This window comes from Salicibibacter cibi (assembly GCF_016495865.1).
Lineage (GTDB): Bacteria > Bacillota > Bacilli > Bacillales > Marinococcaceae > Salicibibacter > Salicibibacter cibi.
This window is the reverse complement of record NZ_CP054706.1, coordinates 1,767,423-1,783,812: the sequence shown is the minus strand read 5'-3', so window position 1 is coordinate 1,783,812 and position 16,390 is coordinate 1,767,423. Positions and strand designations below refer to the sequence as shown.

Annotated in this window: 20 protein-coding genes; 6 read left to right on the top strand and 14 right to left on the bottom strand. The window is 44.0% G+C overall.

Features of this window, described 5'->3' with window-relative positions:
- Positions 1 to 4: 4 nt before the first annotated feature.
- The 5 genes from HUG20_RS09100 to HUG20_RS19460 all read right to left on the bottom strand — a co-directional run bounded on the left by HUG20_RS09100 (position 5) and on the right by HUG20_RS19460 (position 2,955).
- A complete protein-coding gene (locus HUG20_RS09100; RefSeq protein ID WP_200090203.1) occupies positions 5 to 670 on the bottom strand; it encodes a hypothetical protein in 666 nt (221 codons plus the stop codon).
- 176 nt (positions 671 to 846) lie between these two features.
- On the bottom strand, positions 847 to 1,242 hold the full coding sequence (locus HUG20_RS09095; RefSeq protein ID WP_200090202.1) for a hypothetical protein: 396 nt from the start codon (positions 1,240 to 1,242) through the stop codon (positions 847 to 849).
- Positions 1,243 to 1,317: 75 nt separating this feature from the next.
- Positions 1,318 to 2,121 (bottom strand): hypothetical protein, encoded by an 804-nt coding sequence (locus HUG20_RS09090; protein WP_200090201.1) that lies wholly within the window; start codon positions 2,119 to 2,121, stop codon positions 1,318 to 1,320.
- A gap of 65 nt (positions 2,122 to 2,186) precedes the next feature.
- Positions 2,187 to 2,447, bottom strand: a complete 261-nt coding sequence (locus tag HUG20_RS09085; RefSeq protein WP_200090200.1) for a hypothetical protein — start codon at positions 2,445 to 2,447, stop codon at positions 2,187 to 2,189.
- A 376-nt stretch (positions 2,448 to 2,823) separates the two neighbouring features.
- Positions 2,824 to 2,955 (bottom strand): hypothetical protein, encoded by a 132-nt coding sequence (locus tag HUG20_RS19460; protein WP_281392546.1) that lies wholly within the window; start codon positions 2,953 to 2,955, stop codon positions 2,824 to 2,826.
- Between the two features lie 708 nt (positions 2,956 to 3,663).
- Between HUG20_RS19460 and HUG20_RS09080 the strand changes: the two genes are divergently transcribed.
- Positions 3,664 to 4,194 (top strand): hypothetical protein, encoded by a 531-nt coding sequence (locus tag HUG20_RS09080; protein WP_200090199.1) that lies wholly within the window; start codon positions 3,664 to 3,666, stop codon positions 4,192 to 4,194.
- A 61-nt stretch (positions 4,195 to 4,255) separates the two neighbouring features.
- On the opposite strand, the gene HUG20_RS09075 is transcribed toward HUG20_RS09080, so the two are convergent.
- Positions 4,256 to 4,732 carry a pyridoxamine 5'-phosphate oxidase family protein gene (locus HUG20_RS09075; RefSeq protein ID WP_200090198.1) on the bottom strand — a complete coding sequence of 159 codons (477 nt, stop codon included), beginning with the start codon at positions 4,730 to 4,732 and terminating at the stop codon, positions 4,256 to 4,258.
- Between the two features lie 539 nt (positions 4,733 to 5,271).
- Entirely contained in the window at positions 5,272 to 5,901 is a 630-nt protein-coding gene (locus HUG20_RS09070) for an HAD family hydrolase (protein ID WP_200090197.1), read from the bottom strand.
- Between the two features lie 155 nt (positions 5,902 to 6,056).
- Between HUG20_RS09070 and HUG20_RS09065 the strand changes: the two genes are divergently transcribed.
- The 4 genes from HUG20_RS09065 (at position 6,057) to HUG20_RS09050 (ending at position 8,882) form a co-directional block, all read left to right on the top strand.
- A complete protein-coding gene (locus HUG20_RS09065) occupies positions 6,057 to 6,665 on the top strand; it encodes a CDP-alcohol phosphatidyltransferase family protein (protein WP_246476598.1) in 609 nt (202 codons plus the stop codon).
- Positions 6,666 to 7,634, top strand: a complete 969-nt coding sequence (locus HUG20_RS09060) for a phosphatidate cytidylyltransferase (RefSeq protein WP_246476597.1) — start codon at positions 6,666 to 6,668, stop codon at positions 7,632 to 7,634.
- A 76-nt stretch (positions 7,635 to 7,710) separates the two neighbouring features.
- Entirely contained in the window at positions 7,711 to 8,349 is a 639-nt protein-coding gene (locus HUG20_RS09055; protein ID WP_200090195.1) for a lysophospholipid acyltransferase family protein, read from the top strand.
- Positions 8,340 to 8,882 (top strand): hypothetical protein, encoded by a 543-nt coding sequence (locus HUG20_RS09050; RefSeq protein WP_200090194.1) that lies wholly within the window; start codon positions 8,340 to 8,342, stop codon positions 8,880 to 8,882. Before HUG20_RS09055 ends, HUG20_RS09050 begins: the two co-directional genes overlap by 10 nt.
- Before the next feature lie 116 nt (positions 8,883 to 8,998).
- Here HUG20_RS09050 and HUG20_RS09045 read toward each other — a convergent pair whose 3' ends face one another.
- The 5 genes from HUG20_RS09045 to HUG20_RS09025 are packed head-to-tail and all read right to left on the bottom strand — an operon-like array spanning position 8,999 to position 13,851.
- The gene (locus HUG20_RS09045) at positions 8,999 to 10,021 is read right to left on the bottom strand and encodes an NAD(P)/FAD-dependent oxidoreductase (RefSeq protein WP_425504116.1); all 1,023 of its coding nucleotides are present in this window, start codon (positions 10,019 to 10,021) and stop codon (positions 8,999 to 9,001) included.
- A complete protein-coding gene (locus tag HUG20_RS09040; protein ID WP_200090192.1) occupies positions 10,014 to 10,862 on the bottom strand; it encodes an ABC transporter ATP-binding protein in 849 nt (282 codons plus the stop codon). Before HUG20_RS09040 ends, HUG20_RS09045 begins: the two co-directional genes overlap by 8 nt.
- Before the next feature lie 12 nt (positions 10,863 to 10,874).
- Complete coding sequence (locus tag HUG20_RS09035) at positions 10,875 to 11,870, bottom strand: FecCD family ABC transporter permease (protein WP_200090191.1); 996 nt, start codon at positions 11,868 to 11,870, stop codon at positions 10,875 to 10,877.
- A 1-nt stretch (position 11,871) separates the two neighbouring features.
- Positions 11,872 to 12,906 carry a FecCD family ABC transporter permease gene (locus HUG20_RS09030; protein ID WP_200090190.1) on the bottom strand — a complete coding sequence of 345 codons (1,035 nt, stop codon included), beginning with the start codon at positions 12,904 to 12,906 and terminating at the stop codon, positions 11,872 to 11,874.
- Between the two features lie 24 nt (positions 12,907 to 12,930).
- Complete coding sequence (locus HUG20_RS09025) at positions 12,931 to 13,851, bottom strand: iron-hydroxamate ABC transporter substrate-binding protein (protein ID WP_200090189.1); 921 nt, start codon at positions 13,849 to 13,851, stop codon at positions 12,931 to 12,933.
- A 561-nt stretch (positions 13,852 to 14,412) separates the two neighbouring features.
- Between HUG20_RS09025 and HUG20_RS19455 the strand changes: the two genes are divergently transcribed.
- Positions 14,413 to 14,544, top strand: a complete 132-nt coding sequence (locus HUG20_RS19455; protein WP_281392545.1) for a hypothetical protein — start codon at positions 14,413 to 14,415, stop codon at positions 14,542 to 14,544.
- A gap of 147 nt (positions 14,545 to 14,691) precedes the next feature.
- Here HUG20_RS19455 and HUG20_RS09020 read toward each other — a convergent pair whose 3' ends face one another.
- Together HUG20_RS09020 and HUG20_RS09015 are read right to left on the bottom strand one after the other, a co-directional pair.
- Entirely contained in the window at positions 14,692 to 15,378 is a 687-nt protein-coding gene (locus tag HUG20_RS09020) for a response regulator transcription factor (protein ID WP_200090188.1), read from the bottom strand.
- Positions 15,375 to 16,367, bottom strand: a complete 993-nt coding sequence (locus HUG20_RS09015; protein ID WP_246476596.1) for a sensor histidine kinase — start codon at positions 16,365 to 16,367, stop codon at positions 15,375 to 15,377. The genes HUG20_RS09020 and HUG20_RS09015 overlap by 4 nt, the downstream gene beginning before the upstream one ends.
- Positions 16,368 to 16,390 lie beyond the last annotated feature (23 nt).

Here is a 16,390-nt window from a genome sequence, read left to right as displayed (position 1 = left end):
ATTCCTACACCCCTTGTGGCATTTCGATAGTTGAGATTCCACTTACAATCAACAAAATGATCAAGTAGACAATAGCTGTGACGGTCACAATATAACGGATAGATTTCACACTGTTCACCTTTAGGGCAAACACTTGCAAAAGGAAGCACCATATGTAAAATAAGGAAACCTGACTCCCGACCGCTACGAAGAAAGGCTGCGACCATATTTGTTCAGCAATAATGGCCAAACTTGTAATCGAATGCCCCAGATCCATGTTGAAGTTGATCAGAAACGGCAGATCAATCAAAGTAACAAGAATAAAAATAGGTAAAAAATAAGAAAAAATGATAAAGAGATTTTTAAATCCAACATCCTGAAAAAAGATCCAAAAGACAAGCGCAGCAACGACAACAACAATCACCGAGACACCCGCCATAAATACAGCCATTCCTCCTGCTATAAGGTTGATCGTAAACGCTGCCTCTTCCGCGCCAATGCCGGCTGCTTGAAGATCCGCCACCATTTCATCTGAAAAAAGATAAAACAACAGACCAGAAAGCAGCCAAATCAGCAAGGCGCTCACGATGGTCCGCCACACCAATCCTTTGCTCTCTTCAGCTTCAGATAATTTTCCAAAATGATTTTGCGTATCAAAAAGTCCACCTAAATATTTCACATGATGCATCATACTGTAACTCCCCCTAAAACTATGTCCCCTGTCAATTTCATTATACGGTACTTATTATGACAGATTGAGTGGCAGAGACAACAATGTACTCGTTTTGATAGCCTCGTGCTATAGGCAAAAAGCCAAGTTTTCTAACATATTCGAAACAACACATACGAACGCCCCAGCTTTTCATGCTAAAATTTCTTTTTTTCTATAGGCAAGTTTCTGAATCCAACAACTCTTTGATGTTTATAAAAATCTTCACACAGCTTTAACGTTTCTTCATATGAGATGCCGTCATTGACGAAGATTTTCCCATAATCATCAGAACTTTTTGGCGGCAGTGCTTCAAACCGATACACATGATCCTCCCCAACCACTTGAATAACTTCAATTTCGATTCCTGAATGCATATATCCAAGTGAAGCGAACATTGACCTATCAGGTGTTGCATGATCAATCGCTCCTTTAACTTGTTCCCAAACAGGGTCGATAATTTCATCTTCACTCGTTGTCAGCACCCAATACTTATCTTTTGAAACCTGCTCCTGATGTTTTTGATCTCTTTTAAAAAAGTCAAAAAAACCCATAAGCCACATCCTTTCATCCATACTTTATTTAAATTGATTTAACACATGCTTTCTTTATTTTTTGCCACAAATCAGCTACCAATCAATGCCGTATGGCGGTTCCACAATGCCGAGTAGCAAATAGATGATTACGATAAGGACCGCATAACTTGCCATGTAAAATCCACATTGGCGATGCAAGTATTTGTTGATCACATCGCTTGTCGCATCATGCTTAAATAGGTTCAGTTCCATAACGATCTTTTTTGACCGGCGAATCTGGACAGTATACTGGATTGTTTCCAACACCCATCGACTGATCATATAGACAAAAATCATATAGCCACCGAGAGCGAGCAGCTCCCATGGAGGGTTTGGATCATAAGATTGATCCCCGATGTATTCCATAACGACCACTACAGGCATAAAACCTACAGCAAAAAAATAAAAAAGAAAAAAAACAAAGTGAGAAAGTAAACGCAAAGGCCACATCCGCCAGCCCGGTGATAGGTCGAGACTGAGCACGCCGAGCAGTTTCGCCATCTTGGCATAATCGATCATCTTCCGGCTGTTCAAGACATGATCGGCAATATAGTAAGACCAAGATGCCCCTGAATTCGTACCGGGAGGACTGTAATGGTAATGGACTTCCCTTCGCGCAGAATCCTTTAAATCCCCCCGAATCGAGCCGTCGTTCGTTAACGGAAGTCCTTCATCAAACAATCTACCGGCATTCACATCCTCCATGCTGTCTTCATGGAACTCGGCGCCTTTCATCGAGAAAAACCGGTCCCGTCGGTACAATCGTGGGCCGCGCCACCCCCAGATGAATCCGATAAGATAAATGGCACAAAGCATCAAAAATATATGCAACGGAATAAATTCACCAAAAATTTCCATGTCACAACCTCCGTTTGATGTTCCTCAAGTCCGAATGGTTCTTTTTCGTAAGAGAAAAGCGTCGATCACGATTCATGATTGGATTCCTCTCCGATGGGGATAAAAATCGTGTTCCCCTTGCCATCTTTCCATCCATCAATACTCTTGCCGTGGTTTAATTGGCCAATCAGTTGGGATTGATCGTCTAAGTTCTCAGGTCTGATCACGGCTAGTAGAAGGCCGTTGACATCTTTGACGATAAATTCATGCAAATCGCCGTCCGAAGCCACTTCATTGACCTCATATAGAAACCAATCGTTGTTATCTCTCTTGACCCATGTTTGCATATGACCATTCCTTTCGTTTTTGTGCTTGTGATGTATTCTATTGCGAATGAAATCGTACGGGTGAGACTCGGTATGTTTTACAATTGCTCCCCCCTGGCCTGTCTTAATGGGTCGCGACGATCGTTATATTATCGAAGTGTCATACGAACGGTTTTTACTCTTATACCCCTTTCAAGGTTCGACATAAACAGGGGATCCCGTTGATCATTGGCTCAATGGCAGGAACTTTTGTCACAGATCGTTTTCTGTCTTCTGAGAACCCCACAGAGAATAGTAGAGTAGGAAGAGGGTTTTCACCGACTACGGCACTTAAAGGGTTAAGTTACCGAGTAAATTTTAATCACTACCGTAGGGATTGCTGAACAACTTGCAGCTATCAGCTGAAGCCGGGATGCCGCTTCCATGGCTTCGCTTTCCGCGGACGAACGGTCAAGCCTCCTCGCGCAAAACAGGCGCTGCGGGGGCTTGACGCGTCCGTTTTTCCGCTGGAGTCTCGCCATTGCAGCACCGTCCCTCCGTACGTTGTCAGAAGTGCAAGGGTTTTTTTGCTTATAGGATGGATTTCCTTGCATCCAGCTTTGACAACACCAACGGAAAAATGCTTATGTACCAGTCTTTTTCCGTTATTCAGCAGTCCCTACCGTATGACTGCGAGAGACGCCAGAAAAAAGAAACCCAACTGAATAGAAGACAGTCGGGTCTCATGTCAACCATTTTTATTTTTTCTTAACTTGTATCCAAATTTCTTTCCTTCCGGAGGGTAATATTAAAAATGTATTCTCGTTTACAGCAGAAGTAGGAATTTTCTGTTATCCGTTGCTGCCATCTTACCATTTGCATCCTTTTTCAGATCGAAAGAGAAAAATGAGGCTCTTCACCAAAATCTATGGCTGACAAACTAGGGGCAATTATGATTGGTAGTGACCGCTACGGAAAAACCCTACGCTTTCCGTGGGCCCCGAGCTCAGCCTCCTCGGAAAAAAGAAGTTCGCTTTTTTCCTGCGGGGTCTTCGCCCTGCGCTTTCCCACAGGAGTCTACGTGTTTTTCCTTCGCTCGCTAGTGGTATTACCATATTTAATCACGAATACCAACCATTGATTTTAGTGTTGACCCAAAAATGATTCGCTTTTTTTTGCTGCTAGTTTATATGGCTATATCATCGAAACCATTCAGAATTTTCGGGGATTCAATCCCCGGTTTTCTGAAGTTGGCGGTTTGGTCGATACCATTGCCGGAGCTTTATTTGGCGCAGTATCTCTTGTACTCGTCGTCTTAAGTATCATACTTGCCATTCAATTCCTGATGATGAAAGCCCCTTTAGTGCGCCCTATACTTATCATGAGCATCCGCTATGCTTTGGTCTCGGTATTTATAGCTAATCTGACAGGAATCATTATAATTATCTTGCAAGACCGTTTCATCGGAGCTGAAGGAAATTTTATTGTACTACATGGAATTGGCTTCCACGCCTTGCGAACGCTATTGTTGCTAGCTTGGCTACTGGAGCATTCAAATCAACAGCAAGACAGACAGCGACTACTCTTACATGCAGGTAGCATAGCTTGGCTGGTTTCCATTTTGTTTATAGCCGTACAAACTGGTCTGGGTCATTCTATGTTTGAACTTAGCTTATTTTCGATACTAGCCAGCATCTGTTTGCTTTTTTGGCTACTCAATGAAAGTCGTCTCGGGTGCGTATATGTTATCTTCATTGTACCTGATCATCATACTGGCTTTTTTGAGTGATTTTGATATTTCTGTCACGGAATTAGGTACATGAATACCGAAGGGTATAGATGCAATATATTCATGTCTGAAGCTTATACGATTGATCTCTGACTACTATCGTTTCTGGTTCAAATCGGACGAACAACCAGTCCATATCACCGAGTACTGCAGTGAACCGTGGATCCCACCGTTCTTGTTTTCCCATATAACGGCTTAACAATCGCTTTACCCGCTCAGCATCTTGAGGTACAAGGGTCGCTTTTCCACGAAAGCCAACATGATGGACGAGACCTGTTTCAATGTTAAAGTCCACGATCCCGATTGCACATCGAGAATCTTGCTCAATCCGTTTCGGAAAAGAATCTATCGTGTAGCTACCGATAATCCAGATGTTCTCATTTTCCCACAAAAACCATACAGGTGAATCGCGAGGTCCTTTCTCATGGGAAGTAGATAAATGAGCAAAAAGGGGACGTGAGAGGATATCTTCAAGAAGACGTTGAGATTCCTCCTTATCAACACCAAACTGGGTACCATTATCATCGACGATTTTCATTTGTATATACCTCCTTGTTAACTGTAAACATCGTGACTTTGTCTTAAAATCCACAAGTTGTTTCCTTTCAGGTTTTACGCTCAATATCAGGGGTTCTGTCCGCTTTTTCCTTTACTTCTGCTAATGTCATTTCAATTCCTTCGACCTTCGTTTCAAACCATTCAAACTTTGCTTCCATACCTCTCCGCATCAGTCACTTTTTTCAATATCGCTTCCAACATTTTTCGATCACCCACTCGCCCTTTTTTCTTGTAAATTTTATACACATTCAACACTTTACCTTCATTATATGACCGTGGCATATATCTCTGCAATATAGGCAAGCATTCATATAAATCATTTTGCCTGTGGCCTATTACAGGATCTGATAACAAGCAAAACCCCGAAATCAAAATATAGTTTAATTGCTCGGTAACTTGAAAATATAAGTAATCCTAACAGTTTCCGTGGCGTTTGAAAAGCCATAACCGCAGTAATCGTCTGAACGACAATCGCGACACGATTGGTACCATTCGCTTCTGCAGATGGCAGGCAGCAAGCTAGAGATTATTAAATTCCTCTATTCGCTTTAAAATACGATGAGGCTGCTGCTTAAAATCTGCTGTTTGATATTCCGGAAGCCATTGCACCCCAATCGTGTACACATTGGCAGCGAGTCCTGCTTCAATATCCGCGTCACTATCACCGAGAAACATTGCCTGATCAGAATTCACTTTTACGATGGAGAGCGCTTGCTGTATCCCTTCCGGATCCGGCTTTGGACATTCAACATCATCGCCGGTAATGATAACATCAAAAAAATGTTCCATCCCAAGCGCTTCCAACGATAGATCCAAACTTCGCCTCGCTTTTCCCGTGACAATCCCCACTTTTAACCCTTGATCGCTTTTCAATGAACGCAACAAATTGTGGATGCCCTCATTTTTATGTACCAACTCGGCATGGTTCTTTTTATATACTTCATAATACATTTCGATGGCATCATTTTCCGCCTGATTCGCGAGGTTGCGCCTAATAATCTCTGTCTCTGACGGACCAAACATAGACATGACCTCTTGCGCCGAGAGGTTTTTCCCGTCAAAAGTTTTAAAAGCTGTTTGAAAAGCATGCTGCACCACTGGCAAAGTGTTGGCGAGTGTTCCATCAAAATCGAATAGTATCGCTTGCATTGTACCCCTCCCGTTACTGAAATTATCGTTTTCCTTTTTGATAAATGCAAGGGATGAAGAAAAACCTAGAAAATAGGCTTATCGTCCCTTGTCCAATTACTAACATCCGATATGCTCAATATAAGATCCATTTAATTTTAGGAGGACATCTTGCTGTGGTGAGTATCTACGAATTGAAACCTAAATTTCAACAATTATTACGCCCGCTTGTGAGAGGATTGGCAAAAATAGGAGTAACAGCAAATTTTGTTACAATCAGTGCCGCTGTCCTCTCAGTCGCGCTCGGGATCCTTTTGCTTCTATATCCCTCCTATAACTGGATAATTCTACTCGTCCCTGCTTTTCTATTTTTTCGAATGATGTTGAATGCCATTGATGGGATGCTTGCCCGCGAGCATAAGATGGAATCTTCCTTAGGATCCATCCTAAACGAATTGGGAGACATTGTTTCCGATGCAGCCATTTATTTGCCTTTTGCCCTCATTCTTGATACATCTTCTGCTTTTGTCGTCTCTCTCGTCGTTTTAGCGCTTGTGACGGAAGTAACGGGAATTCTTGGTACTGTTATTGGTGGGAGCAGGCGTTATGATGGTCCAATGGGTAAAAGTGATCGTGCGTTTGCGTTTGGTGTGTTGTCTCTGTTGATTTATTTTTTCTCATTCCCGACGGTTATCTACACCATCGTGATCGCTGCATTACTTTTGCTCTTAATTTTAACAACATTTAATCGTGCAAACCGTGCTTTAAAGGAGGTTCAGTCATAAATGACATTATTATCGGATGTTATGCAGACCATTTTAGATATGAATGTTTGGGCAAGCCCTCTTGTCCAAGTATTGCTCGGGATTTTTGTGCTTTTGATTATCGCAAGTATTGTTAATGGTCTTCTGAAACGATCGAAACCGGAAAAAAATTTCAGCGAGATCGGCGATCGTATTCGCTCCTGGTGGTTTATGGCGATAGTCTTTTCCATCGCGACGTTGATTCACGAAAACATATCACTCGTATTTTTTGCTTTCCTTACATATTTGGCTTTGAAAGAATACTTTTCGATGGTCCCGACACGACGGGCAGATCGCAAAGTTTTGTTTTTCGCCTACCTTTCTATTCCCATTCAATTTTTGTGGATTTATATGGAGTGGTATGGCATGTTCATCATCTTCATCCCTATTTATATGTTCTTATTTTTGCCGATTGTGATGGTGTTTATTGGTCAGACGAAGGGTTTTCTGAAGTCCATCGGTGCAATCCATTGGGGAATCATGCTGATGGTTTTCGGCTTAAGCCACCTGGCTTATTTTCTCGCACTTCCTGAAGCGATGAACCCGTTGGCAGGCGGTGCCGGTTTTATTATCTATTTGGTCATTCTCACGCAATTAAACGATGTCTCGCAATTTTTATTCGGAAAAATGTTTGGCAAGCGAAAAATTGTCCCGGCCGTTAGTCCGAACAAAACGTGGGCAGGATTTCTTGGCGGTATCGGAGTCACTGTGCTTCTTGCCCTTTTACTTGCTCCCTTGCTCACGCCTTTTACTTGGGTCGCTGCTATTGGCAGCGGGGTATTGATCAGCATCTTCGGTTTTATCGGGGATGTGAATATTTCAGCCTTAAAACGGGATATCGGTATCAAAGATAGCGGAAAGGCACTGCCGGGCCACGGGGGAATCTTGGATCGGATCGACAGCTTGACTTACACTGCACCGTTATTTTTCCATTTTACAAATTTCTTTTAGTGAACCTCTCTCTCCAACTAAATCAAAGATTTTGAAGGGGACTTCTCGACAAAACGGTTAAAAAGGCGGTGGCACTATGCCTCGGTTACAAAAGCTCTTTTTTATTCTTATGGTAAAACCGATATTGCTCATTGTGCTCGGCATTAATCTCCATCATCCGGAACGGCTGCCTAAGGATGGACCTGCGGTGATGATCGCCAATCACAACAGTCATATGGATACACCACTATTGATGAATCTGTTTCCTCTCAGCAAATTGCCCAACATCCGTCCGATTGCCGCTGCTGATTATTTTTTCAAAACACGCTGGCTTGCTTGGTTTGCCACCAATATTATGAACATCATCCCGATTGCAAGACGTGGCGGCAAAAAAGAAAAGGATCCGCTTGAACCGTTATCAGCTGCGCTTGACCGAGGTGAGGTGCTTATTTTCTTCCCTGAAGGCACACGCGGAGAACCGGAGCAAATGACGGAACTGAAAAGCGGGCTGGCTCATTTGATTAAACGTCACCCACATGTCCCCGTTTATCCCATATTTACACACGGATTAGGAAAGGCGATGCCGAAAGGAGACCCATTAATCGTCCCGTTTACCGCGAATATTCATATTGGGAAACCGCTTTATTGGCAGGGGGACCGCGAGCAATTTATGGCTGCCGCCAGTGATCGCTTTCGTATGTTGAGAGAAGAAGGGAACTACGGCGAATGGGAATGAAGTACTGGTCTGGCGTGTGGGGGTGGGCAGAAGCGACACTCTTCTTCATCGTCCCCGATGTGCTCATTACCTATGGGGCTCTCTCAAATCGAATCCGGATGGTCGTTCGTTTATGCTTGTGGGCGCTTGGCGGAGCTTTAATCGGGGGATGCCTGATGTACATCACGGGAGTATGGTTTGCTGATCACACGCGGCAACTCCTCGTCATGATACCGGCGATTGATGACGCTTTAATTGAAGAGGTTCGCGAAGAGTTACAGACGGCAGGCTGGCAAGCGATTATCCTAGGCCCTACTCAAGGCATACCTTATAAAATTTATGCCAGCTACGCCGCTGAAGCAGACATATCTCTCCTTTTCTTTTTGCTCATTAGCGTCCCGGCGCGTGTGGTACGTTTTCTTCTTGCCGGATTGCTCGCATGGGGCCTTAGTCAATGGTTGCTAAGGCCCATCGGATTACGCTTGAAGATTGGTATCTGGTTGCTGTTTTGGCTAACCTTTTATAGCTTTTACTTTGTGCAGATGGGGGGATGAACAATGTTAACCGAATATCCCTGTGGTAGTCGTATATCCCCTTCGTTCATCTTGATAAAAGATTCAGGTCCAGGAAAAGCCTTAACCCGTGAGTTACTCAATCGATCAGATTCTAATCAACCACTTTTTGATTTTTTAAAGCGATCATTGTGGGAAGAGACACGTGCATAACGGTCGGCTTCAGGGTGGATATAAAGCTTTGCGGCATTGACAGCTAATCCAGCCTCCGTAAAAGCCCCGGCAATAAGTGGAATACTGCTTGCATGATTTGATATATCACCAGCTGCGAATATTCCCGACGCTGCCGTTTCCATTTGATTAGAAGTGCGCAATCGGCGTTCTTCCACTTGTAAATCCTGGGGATGGTGATCAAGAAAAGTCAAATCCGGTTGATACCCATGATGGATGAGAACCGCATCTGTCTTGCGCCATTGACATTTTCCGTTTTCACAGTGTTTCAATCCCACCTGTTCGATACAACAACCATCCGGACACGTTTTGATATCGTCAATGGCATAGGGGGTCAGAATATCCACCGAAGAATGCCGCATCCTAGTCACAAATTTCTCGTGCCCTCCAAAATGATGACGTCGATGCACAACCGTAACACTTTTAGCCACCGGTTCAAGTTCATTGGCCCAGTCGACCGCCGAATTCCCCCCACCCGAAATCACAACATGTTCTCCTCGGAATTGTTCCAGATCCTTTACCGTATAGTGAAGGTTCGACGTTTCAAATTTCTCCGCCCCTTCTAAGTTTAACTTCGCTTGTCGCAAGATCCCATACCCTGTAGCCAAGATAATGGTTTTTGAATAATGCTCATGATTTTGATCCGTTTTTATTTGAAAATAGCCATTATCCATTTTCTGTATGTCTATGACCTGCTCGCCTAACGCAATCGTAGGATGGAACGTTAAGGATTGGTCGATAAGATGTGAAATAAGCTGAGCGCCACTTGTTGGCGGTAACCCTCCAACATCCCAAATGGTTTTCTCCTTATATACGTTCACTTTTCCGCCAAGCTCTTCTTCATATTCAATGACTTTCGTCTTCAAATCGCGCATTCCACTATAAAAAGCAGCGTATAAGCCTGCCGGACCTCCACCTATAATCGTAACGTCATAACACGCGCTATCCAGCACCGTGCTTCCCTCCTAACGAATAAAAATTTTGCGATGCTTGTTGGGAATCTGTATGACTCAACAAATCATAGCTTAAACAAACCGGTTTCCCATTCCTCGGATCAGAAACAACATCCGCATGAATGTGGAAAACATCACGTAAGACTTGGGCACTCATCACCTCCTCGGGCACGCCTTCTTGCACGATCGCTCCTTCCCGTAACGCCACCATATGATCAGCAAAACGAGAGGCATGATTGATATCATGAACAACCAACACGATCGTGCGCCCTTGTTGTTCGTTTAAATGCTGTAAGACCTGCAGAACTTCCAGCTGATGAGCGAGATCCAAATACGTTGTCGGCTCATCAAGCAGCAACAAGTCCGTTTGCTGGGCAAGCGCCATGGCAATCCATACGCGCTGTCGTTGACCACCGGATAGGGTATCTATAGGTCTATCAGCCAAAGCTTCCAAGCCGGTCTGTTCGAGCGCAAGAGCAATCATGTCGTAATCTTGTTTGCGCAACGCTGCAAATCCTTTTTGATGAGGATGTCTCCCGTATGCCACAAGCTCTCGTACTTTTAATCCACTTGGTGCTTCTGGTGATTGCGGCAGTACGGCCATTTTTTGCGCAATCTGTTTCGTCGGTTGCGTATGAATTGATTTCCCATCTAAATAAACGGCTCCTTTTGATGCTTTCATTACGCGAGCTAACGTTTTTAAAATCGTCGATTTTCCGCAGCCGTTCGGCCCGATGATGGTTGTGATTTTTCCTTCCGGAATGTACATTGTCAGATCATCGACGATGGCTTCTTTTTCATAACGGATCGATAGATGATTGGCTTCTAGACGTGTCATTGTTTCACCTCACTATGGGGTTTTCATGAGTAAATACAGAAAATACGGAGCGCCAATAACCGCCACAACAATGCCTACGGGTATTTCTGATGGAGAGAGAAGATTGCGGCCGACCATATCCGCGAATAGCAGGATTAAGGCCCCCATCATAGCAGCTGTCGGAATCATGACCTGGTGGCGCGGACCAACAAGACGACGAGCAATGTGAGGGGCTACAAGCCCAAGGAACGAAATCGCCCCGCCAACAGACACCGACGCCCCCGCCAACATGACCGCCCATACGAGCAAACGGCGACGTGTACGTTCAACCTTGATCCCTAATGATACCGCCGATGGATCCCCTAACCGCATAACATTCAGGTTCCTCGCCTGTGCCATCACGAGGGGGATGAGAAGGAGCATCCACGGCAAAACCGCAAGTGTGCTGGTCCAACTCGTTCCCCAGATATCCCCGTTGAGCCAAACTGTGGCTTGCATAAAGTCATCGGGATTCATGCGCAATTGAAAAACGATCAGAATCGCTGTAAATCCTGCATTTAACCCAATGCCGACGAGAACTAACCGAATGGGGGTAACGCCCTTTTTCCAAGCAAGTGTATAGATGAGAAATGCTGCCGTGAGCGCACCGACAAACGCGAAAATGGGAAGCGCAAAGACCGTCTCACCCAACGACGTGCTTGACCCTTGAAAAAAATAAATGAAAAGGACAACCGCCAAACCGGCCCCCGCGTTGATGCCAAGAATGCCCGGATCGGCTAATTCGTTACGGGAAAGACTTTGTAAAATCGCCCCTGAAATCGCTAATCCAGCCCCCACCAACAAAGCAGTCACCATTCTTGGCAATCGAAATTCGAATAAAACGAGCGCGTGCTGGTCAGTGCCCTCTCCCATCATTGTTCGCCAAACATCAAGAGGAGCAATCGTCATCGTTCCCATTTGCAAACTTAAGAGAAAAACACAAATAATTAGCCCTACGATGGCCACATAAATCCATATGGTTCGCTTCATGTCAGACGCCCCTCCCTTCTTTGCGAGCAAGATAAAGAAAAAAAGGAACGCCGACTAAGGCCGTTATCGCTCCCACCGGCGTTTCGTAAGGCGCATTGACAAGGCGAACCAGAATATCCGCTACGATCAATAGTAAACTGCCAAGAATGGCCGAACACGGAACGATATAACGGTAATCAAGACCAACTAAAGCGCGGGTGATATGGGGAATGACTAAGCCAATAAAACCAATGGTGCCGGCAACAGCAACGGCAGCGCCTGTCATGAGCATCACGGCCACGATGCCCACCGTTCGAACCATAACTGTGCGTTGTCCTAAACCTTGAGCTACATCTTTTCCCAAACTTAAAATGGTGATCGAACGGGCTAACCAAAGAGCTATAACCATCCCGATTAACGCAACGGGAAGCATAAGCTGGACGCGTGGCCAATCGATGTTAGCCAGACCACCGGCAAACCAGAAACTTAAATCTTGGGCGACATCAAAATAGATTGCAATACCTGAAGATATAGCGCTTAAAAAAGCACCAATCGTGACCCCGGCTAGCGCAAGTTTAGCTGGCGTTAATCCTCCCTTCGCCAACGAACCGACAAGAAAAACAAGCGCCGTTCCCACACCAGCCCCGATAAATGCCGCAAATAAGGAACCGGCATAAGGCACGCTCGGGAAGAAGGCAAACATGATCGCGAGCGCTAAAGCCGCCCCATCTGTAATCCCAATAATCGAAGGCTCTGCAAGGGGGTTCCTTGTCATCCCTTGCATCAGTGCTCCCGAAATAGCGAGAAAGCTCCCTATCAGCACAGCACCAACTACCCTTGGGAGGCGTATTTCTTGAATAATTTGGTGGTCTGTGAGCGACTCATCATAAGCTACGATGGTTTGCCACACTGTCTCAGGCGTAATACTGGCCGCGCCTAGAGTAATAGAAATCACACCTGCGCAAACTAAGAGTATCGTGCCGGCAACCATGATCATGGTAACAGCCATCGGTTTTGCGCGAACCTGCTTCGACGTCGGAGGCTTCTGATTCACCATTTAGGGCCAATCCTTCTTTCTCATTTAACCATCGGCTTCCATTTCCCTAATCATATCCACAAATAAATCAATCTGATGGTAGACGGAAATGGGATCGTAAGGATAAAAAGTGTCATAATCATTGAGACGATAACGTCCTTGTTGTACGGCATCTAATCCTTGCCAAACGGATGAACTCTCTAGCTGATCTTTGGCATGATGCTGATTTTCCGGATCATAACTCGTGAGAAACATATAATCCGCCGCATATTCGGGAACCACTTCTTGAGAGAGCATAAGCACATCTTCTTCATTCATGACTTCGTCTTCAATAATGTCAGGGGCATCTAAATCCAAAGCGTCATATAATACTTGACCACCGCGGCCGAAATTTTCCCCAAAAACATATAACTCATTGTCATTCGTAATTTCGTAAAGTCCAAAGGTCGCATTTGCGGGAACGTGATCCTTTATGTCCTCTCGAGCCTCTTCGGTCTTATCGTGATAGTCATTTAAGAATGTCTGTGCTTCCTCTTCAGCCCCTACAATGTCTCCAAACATTTCCGTCATCTCTTCAACGTTGGTCGCTGTGTTATATGGAATATGTACCGTCGGGGCAATTTGCTCTAATTGCTCAAGATTATCATCATACATCGCCACAATTAAGTCCGGATCCAGCTCCAGAATTTTTTCCACATTAGGTGGCTCCCCGATATCTTCAACCTCTGCGAGTTCCTCTTCAAGGAAAGGATTATCAAACGCGATCGATCCCGCCCCCACGACATTGGCATCAACAGTTAACAATTCGCCGGCGTAAAAATCGGTGACAATACGTTCAGGATCATCGGGCACTTCAACATCTTCGCCGTCAATATGAACCGTGCGATCGGTTTCCTCAGAAGATCCATTCCCACATCCCGCCAACGTAAGGCAACAAAACACCATCATTATGCTCTTTTTTCCCATATCTATCTTCTCCCTGCTATGAATAACTGGATCATGTGATGGGCAAGATCGGAGATTATAACATCGTTCCTTTTCATATTAATTGAAAATGATTATCATTGTCAACTTATGATTGCACGGGAGACAGTAATTCCTCTTAGACTCCCTTTTCCTCCGTTTGAGGGGTTGGATTAAGGAGCCGCTAGTAGAAAACAGCTAAAATATAATGTTACACCTGTGTAGAAAAACCATTGTGCCCTCACTACACATTCATTTTTCCATTTTAGTGCCCGCCCAATCAGTGATCGAGTCATTCAACTCTCTCAAAAATAAAACTGCTTGGGCATTTTATTTTAATATTCAAAAAAATTAAGAGTGAAAAGTCTTCATGAGTAATTTCAATCAACCCACCAACTGGTTTCCATATCGATGAGTCAATGGTTTCGTAACATAGGGACTGCTGAATAACGGAAAAAGACTGACACATAAGCATTTTCCGTTGGTGTTGTCAAAGCTGGATGCAAGGAAATCCATCCTATAAACAAAAAAACCCTTGCACTTCTGGCAACGTACGGAGGGACGGTGCTGCAATGGCGAGGCTCCAGCGGAAAAACGGACGCGTCAAGCCCCCGCAGCGCCGGTTTTGCGCGAGGAGGCTTGACCGTTCGTCCGCGGAAAGCGAAGCCATGGAAGCGGCATCCCGGCTTCAGCTGATAGCTGCAAGTTGTTCAGCATTCCCTAACATAAGAGCCTGCAGCTTTCCCGGTACCCGGTGGTGTAATCTCTAAAATTTGAATAATTTTGTTTTTTTTGCTTGCCCAAAACGAAGCTCACTATGAACTTCGTTTTGGGCACATCTCTTTATTTTTTAAACCGATAGCCTACTCCCCATATTGTTTGAATATACTTTGGATTGGAGGGATCTTCTTCTATTTTTTCCCTTAATTTTCGAATATGAACAGTTACGGTCGTAATATCTCCGAATGAGTCGATTCCCCAAATCCGCTCAAATAAATCTTCTTTCGTAAACACGTGGTCTAGATTAGAAGCGAACAATACCAACAAATCAAACTCTTTCGCGCGTAAATTTTTTTCTTTTCCGTTGACATAAAGCCTACGTGAATTCATGTCAATGTGCAGGCCTTTTATACGAATTTCATTTGGTTCACTATTCTTTTTCACAAGCCGTTCATATCTGGACAAGTGAGCTTTCACTCTCGCGACAAGCTCACTCGGATTAAAAGGCTTCTGGATATAATCATCAGCACCACGATCAAACCCACGTATTTTATCAATGTCTTCCTTTCGCGCGGTCACCATTAAAATGGGAATATCCAATCTATCTCGAAGTTTCCTGCAAATGTAAAATCCATCAACACCAGGCAGCATTAAGTCCAGAATAATAAGATCATAATTGTTTTCATTCGCTAGTTTCAATCCTTCTTCACCCGTCATGGCAATGTCTGAGGAATACCCGTTCACTTGCAAATAATCTCTTTCCAATTCCGCAATATGCATCTCGTCCTCAATGATTAACATCTTTTTCAAGACGACACCTTCTTTAATGTAAAATAAATACTTGTGCCTTCCCCTTGCTTACTATCAGCCCAAACCTTACCACCATGCTGTCCCATTATTTTTTTTACAATGGCCAGCCCAAGTCCACTTCCCCCTGTGGAGGAGTTTCTTGACGTGTCTGTTCGGTAAAAGCTTTCGAAAATGTGGAGAATATCTTTCTTGGCGATTCCTCGTCCATTATCTTTTATTTCAACCTTAACTTGGTGGGGCTCCGATTTTAAATAGACCTCAATCATCTTACGCTCTTTATCCATATATTTCAGGCTGTTTTGGACAATATTGGTCACGACGCGTCTTAATTGCTCACGGTCTGCTTTCACTATATAATCATCATTTTTATCAGCTTTCAAACGAGCCATTCCTTCTTCTCGTTCCAGATCAAAAGCCAATTCATCAATAAAATCAGTGAAAAAAGAATACAAATCCACTTCTTCAAACGCAAACGGTACTCGTTCGATATCCAATTTGGAATATTGGAGTAAATTTCCAATAAGGCCATCCATCTCATTGGCCGTTTTATAAATGATATTCATATAACGTTCCAGTTTGTCCGGAGTATTTGCAACTCCATCTTGAATTCCTTTAATGTGGCCTTTTATTGATGTCAAAGGTGTTGATAAATCATGGGAAATACTCGCGACCAGCTCCTGGCGATTGCGCTCATACTTTGCTTGATCCGCTTTTGCTTGTTTCAAGCTTAACCTCAATGCTTCAAACGTATTGGAAAGCTCACCAAGCTCATCTTTCTTATTCGTTGCAACACTATATTCTAAATCGCCTTCACGAATCTTCTTTGCCGATAGCGTTAAGTGTTTTATCGGTGTAATGATACTTCTGGACACATAATACGTTAACAGTCCATTCGTAATAATCAAAATGAGTATAATCCCAATAAATCTCACATTTAAAAATAGTTGTAAATCCGAACCTTCTAAACTGCCATTCAAAATGACAAACATAACGTATCCCAATACGATTTCGA

Coding starts and splice junctions, on each gene's coding strand:
- HUG20_RS09025 (WP_200090189.1), bottom strand. CDS start 13,851: ATGGGAAAAAAGAGCATAATGATGGTGTTTTGTTGCCTTACGTTGGCG.
- HUG20_RS09050 (WP_200090194.1), top strand. CDS start 8,340: ATGGGAATGAAGTACTGGTCTGGCGTGTGGGGGTGGGCAGAAGCGACA.
- HUG20_RS09035 (WP_200090191.1), bottom strand. CDS start 11,870: ATGAAGCGAACCATATGGATTTATGTGGCCATCGTAGGGCTAATTATT.
- HUG20_RS09075 (WP_200090198.1), bottom strand. CDS start 4,732: ATGAAAATCGTCGATGATAATGGTACCCAGTTTGGTGTTGATAAGGAG.
- HUG20_RS09100 (WP_200090203.1), bottom strand. CDS start 670: ATGATGCATCATGTGAAATATTTAGGTGGACTTTTTGATACGCAAAAT.
- HUG20_RS09030 (WP_200090190.1), bottom strand. CDS start 12,906: ATGGTGAATCAGAAGCCTCCGACGTCGAAGCAGGTTCGCGCAAAACCG.
- HUG20_RS09070 (WP_200090197.1), bottom strand. CDS start 5,901: ATGCAAGCGATACTATTCGATTTTGATGGAACACTCGCCAACACTTTG.
- HUG20_RS09015 (WP_246476596.1), bottom strand. CDS start 16,367: ATGTTTGTCATTTTGAATGGCAGTTTAGAAGGTTCGGATTTACAACTA.
- HUG20_RS09060 (WP_246476597.1), top strand. CDS start 6,666: ATGACATTATTATCGGATGTTATGCAGACCATTTTAGATATGAATGTT.
- HUG20_RS09085 (WP_200090200.1), bottom strand. CDS start 2,447: ATGCAAACATGGGTCAAGAGAGATAACAACGATTGGTTTCTATATGAG.
- HUG20_RS09090 (WP_200090201.1), bottom strand. CDS start 2,121: ATGGAAATTTTTGGTGAATTTATTCCGTTGCATATATTTTTGATGCTT.
- HUG20_RS09055 (WP_200090195.1), top strand. CDS start 7,711: ATGCCTCGGTTACAAAAGCTCTTTTTTATTCTTATGGTAAAACCGATA.
- HUG20_RS09040 (WP_200090192.1), bottom strand. CDS start 10,862: ATGACACGTCTAGAAGCCAATCATCTATCGATCCGTTATGAAAAAGAA.
- HUG20_RS09095 (WP_200090202.1), bottom strand. CDS start 1,242: ATGGGTTTTTTTGACTTTTTTAAAAGAGATCAAAAACATCAGGAGCAG.